The organism is Actinomyces sp. HMSC08A09 (genome assembly GCF_001807465.1).
Taxonomy (GTDB): domain Bacteria; phylum Actinomycetota; class Actinomycetes; order Actinomycetales; family Actinomycetaceae; genus Actinomyces; species Actinomyces oris.
Map to the genome: position 1 here is coordinate 3,480 of NZ_KV789091.1, position 3,844 is coordinate 7,323.

The 3,844-nt window shown below is 70.7% G+C and carries 2 protein-coding genes; one reads left to right on the top strand and one right to left on the bottom strand.

From position 1 onward, the window contains the following. Nucleotides 1-47 precede the first annotated feature (47 nt). Nucleotides 48-2,282 carry a choline BCCT transporter BetT gene (gene betT, locus HMPREF3165_RS02645; protein ID WP_070510670.1) on the top strand — a complete coding sequence of 745 codons (2,235 nt, stop codon included), beginning with the start codon at nucleotides 48-50 and terminating at the stop codon, nucleotides 2,280-2,282. A gap of 297 nt (nucleotides 2,283-2,579) precedes the next feature. On the opposite strand, the gene HMPREF3165_RS02650 is transcribed toward betT, so the two are convergent. Next, nucleotides 2,580-3,443, bottom strand: coding sequence for an aldo/keto reductase (locus HMPREF3165_RS02650; RefSeq protein ID WP_070510672.1), 864 nt, complete (start codon nucleotides 3,441-3,443; stop codon nucleotides 2,580-2,582). Between the last annotated feature and the right edge of the window lie 401 nt (nucleotides 3,444-3,844).

Consider the following 3,844-nt stretch of genomic DNA (forward strand, 5'->3'; position numbering starts at 1 on the left):
GAAGCCCCCCCCCCCCGCGAAGACCCCACGAAGAACGGAGCAGGTCGGTGAGCCGGTCCCCCGAATCGAGTGATGAGAGCGAGTCCGCGCCAGACGGCCCCTCCAAGGACTCAACCCGGCCGGCCCCGTCGTCGGACCGCTTCTCAGTGCTGCGGCTCCCCGGCGGATCCCTCCCCGGCACCCTGCTCGGCAAGCTGCCCGGCAAGGAGCCCCTCAACCCGGTGGTGTTCTTCGTGTCGGCCACCATCATCGCGATCGTCGCCCTGGCCGCGCTCATCGCCCCCGACCTCGTCAAGAGCGCCTTCGGGGCGGCCGTGACGTGGACGAGCCGATGGTTCGGCTCCTTCTACATCCTGCTCATCACGGCCGCGCTCGTCTTCATCCTGGGCCTGGCCTTCTCCCGCTTCGGGCGCATCCGCCTGGGCCCGGACAACTCGACGCCGGACTTCTCCACCTTCGCCTGGACGGCCATGCTCTTCGCCGCCGGCATCGGCACCGAGATCCTGTTCTTCGCCGTCGCCGAGCCGGTCGACCAGTTCGTGCACCCGCCCACCGGCGACGCCCAGACCATCCCCCCGGCCGCCCGCGCCCGCGAGGCCATCGTCCTGTCCCTGTTCCACTACGGCATCTCCGGCTGGGGCCTGTACGCCCTGGTGGGCCTGGCCATGGCCTACTTCGCCTACCGACGCCGCGACACCCTCACGCTGCGCTCCACCCTGCGCCCGCTGCTGGGGCGGCACACCGAGGGCGTCATCGGCGACATCGTCGACGCCGCGGCCCTGGTCGGCGGGGTCTTCGGCATCGCGGCCTCGCTGGGGGTCGGCGTCGTCCAGCTGAACGTGGCCCTCAACATCCTGTTCGGGCTGCCGCAGGGCTTCCCCACCCAGATCGGGCTGACGGCCCTGGCCGTCATCATGGCCACCGTCTCGGCCGTCTCCGGCGTCGATCGGGGCGTGCGCGTCCTGTCCACCATCAACGTGCTGCTGGCCATCGGCCTGGCCCTGTGGGTGCTCGTCACCGGTGACGCCGCCTTCCTCATCGACGCGCTCATCGGCTCCATCGGCGACTTCTTCACCCGCTTCCCGCAGCTGACGCTGGAGACCTACGCCTACAACCGCCCCGATGACTGGCTCAACACCTGGACCCTGTTCTTCTGGGCGTGGTGGATCGCCTGGGCAGCCTTCGTGGGCATGTTCCTGGCCCGTATCTCACGCGGCCGCACCATCCGCCAGTTCGTGCTCGGCAGCCTCCTGCTGCCCTTCTGCTACATCCTCATGTGGGTGGCGATCTTCGGCAACCACGCCCTGGACCTGGTCATCCGCGGCAACGGCGAGTTCCGGGACATCACCCTGGAGCGGCCCGAGCAGGGGCTGTACTGGATCCTGGAGCACCTGCCGGGCCAGAAGATCCTCATCGCCCTGGCCCTGTTCGTGGGGATCCTCTTCTACGTCACCAGCGCCGACTCCGGCGCCCTGGTCATGGCCAACCTCTCCAGCCGCATCCGCTCGGCGCGCCAGGACGCCGCCGCCTGGCTGCGGATCTTCTGGGCCGCCCTGACCGGGATCCTCACCATCGCGATGCTCGTGGCCGGCGGCATCCCCATCCTCCAGCAGGCCACCATCGTCATGGCGCTGCCCTTCTCCGGGGTCCTCATCCTCATCATGTACACCCTGTGGCGCTCCCTGAGCACCGAGGACACCTACAACCAGGCCCTGAGCCAGGCCGACCGCAACCGGGCCCTGGGCTTCAACGGCTCGGCCGCGGGGCTGGAGCAGACGCCCTGGCGCGAGCGCCTGACGCACACCCTCAACTCGGTCTCCCCCGACGAGGCCGGCAACGCCATGGAGCGGCGCATCGTGCCGGCCCTGGAGGCGGTGGCCACCGAGCTGCGCAAGGAGAACGTCTCCGCCGAGGTCTTCGTCGAGGGCCCCGAGGCCCAGGACCCCGACGACGAGCGCACCTTCCTGGGGCGCGCCAGCCTGGTGGTCTCCTCCCACCCGGCCACCGACAGCGGCGAGGAGCAGTCCAGCTCCATCGACTCCTTCCGCTACGTGGTGCGCATGGTGGTCACACCGGTGCCCGCCTACGGCTTCGCCGTCCACGAGGCCGACGACCTCACGGTGCGCCTCGAGGTGCGCCCGCACAGCGGCGGCCAGGGCTACGACGTCGTCGACTGGAACTCCGACCAGGTGGCCCACGACGTCCTCGACCACTACGAGCGCTGGCTGGAGTACGTGGGCACCTCCGAGAAGAGCGAGTCCCGGTTCTCCCGCCGGCTCTGAGGCGCGCGCGCCGGCACCCGCTGTCCGGTCTGCCCCGGCTCGCCGGCTCCTCGCCGACGTCGGGGCTGCTCCAGCCCACCGTCTCCTCACCGCCGTCGACCGGTCTCCTCCCGGGCCGCCCCAACACTGGCGGGGACATTCGACGCGGCCGGGTGCGTGTCGTTCCGGGCGGGTACGTTCGACGCCGTCAGGGACAGGAATCCCGTCCCCGCACGCGCAGGATGCCCCCGCCCGGGAGAAAAGGTCCCCGCCGGATGCGGCCGCCGGTAGCCAGATGCGGCCACCAGCGGCCCGAGGTCAGTCCGCCTCGACCGTGTAGGAGGCGAGGCGCTCCTGGAAGGCGGGGTCGTAGTGGTTGACGACGCCCTGCCCCTCGTCGAGGGCGGCGATGGCCCGCATGTCGGCGTCGTCGAGCTGGAAGTCGGTGACGTCGAGGTTGGTGACCATGCGCTCGCGGTGGACCGTCTTGGGGATGACGATGATGTCGAGCTGGATGAGGTAGCGCAGGGCCACCTGGGCAGCGGCCTTGCCGTACTTCTCGCCGACGGCGGTGAGCACCGGGTGGGTGAAGATGTTGTTGCGGCCCTGGGCCAGCGGCCCCCAGGACTCCAGGGCGGTGTCGTACTTGGCGTACCAGGCGCGGTTGTCGGCCTGCTGGTTGAAGACGTGGGTCTCCATCTGGTTGACGGCCGGCGGCACCTCGACGTGCTGCGCCAGGTCCACGAACCGGTCGGGGAAGAAGTTGGAGACGCCGATGGCGCGGACCTTGCCGGCGGCCAGGGCCTTCTCCATGGCGCGGTAGGTGCCGTAGTAGTCGCCGAAGGGCTGGTGGACGAGCAGCAGGTCGATGTAGTCGGTGCCCAGGCGGCGCAGGGAGCCGTCGATGGAGCGGGCGGCGCGCTCCTCCCCGGCGTTGGAGATCCACACCTTGGTGGTCAGGAAGAGGTCCTCGCGGGGCAGTCCACTGGCGGCGACGGCCGCGCCCACACCCTCCTCGTTGCGGTAGGCCTGGGCGGTGTCGACGTGGCGGTAGCCGACCTCGAAGGCCTCGAGCACGGCGCGCTCGGTCTCCTCCGGCGGGGTCAGGAAGACGCCGTAGCCGATCTGCGGGATGTCGACGCCATTGTTGAGAGTGATGGTGGGGGCGGAGCCGTTGGCCATGAGTTCTCCTTCGATGCGGTCGGTGTCAGCAACCTAGCCCCGCAGGCGGGCGCGATGTCGTCCCTTTCGCGCCGGGCCCAACTGGCGTGCGGGCTGGCCGACGTGCGCGTGGCGCCCATGCCTGGCCGCCGGCGGGGGCATCCTGCGCGGCCGGGGACTGTTCCTTCCAGACGGGGGCATCTCACGCGTGCGGGGACCGGACTCCTGTCCCCGGCGGCGTCGAATGCCCCCGCCCGGAGCGGACTGCACCCGGCCGCGCGGAATGTCCCCAACCGCACGGCACCGGACGGGGTCTGCTGGCAGACCCTCCACCCGTGAGAGAGACGTTGGGTGTCTGGGACGGGTTCGGTCGGGGACATCGGAAAGCGGCGGCGCGCGGTGGCCGAAACGGCCCCTACGGC

Bases quoted from the DNA above. Each gene is read 5' to 3' on its own strand.
- HMPREF3165_RS02650 (WP_070510672.1), bottom strand. From the start codon at position 3,443: ATGGCCAACGGCTCCGCCCCCACCATCACTCTCAACAATGGCGTCGAC.